Annotated in this window: 1 rRNA gene; it reads right to left on the bottom strand. The window is 58.0% G+C overall.

The features are described from left to right. Positions 1–255: ribosomal RNA gene (locus QSJ40_RS12675) — 23S ribosomal RNA — on the bottom strand; the annotation flags it as partial.

Below are 255 nucleotides of genomic sequence, written 5' to 3'. Positions count from 1 at the left end.
CACCTTTCCCTCACGGTACTGGTCCGCTATCGGTCATCAGGTAGTATTCAGGCTTACCAGGTGGTCCTGGCAGATTCACACGAAGTTTCACGGGCTCCGTGCTACTCGGGAAACACCACGCGCGGCAACAATGATTTCGTCTACGGGACTCACACCCTCTACGGCACACCACTCAAGATGATTCGACTATCACGCTGCACTCACACGACCCAGCCGGCAGACCGGGCACTGATGCTCCCACAACCCCGCCCATGC

Origin of the sequence: Kocuria sp. NBRC 114282, assembly GCF_030268385.1 — a bacterium.
GTDB lineage: Bacteria > Actinomycetota > Actinomycetes > Actinomycetales > Micrococcaceae > Kocuria > Kocuria palustris.
This window is presented reverse-complemented; position numbering and strand designations above follow the sequence as displayed.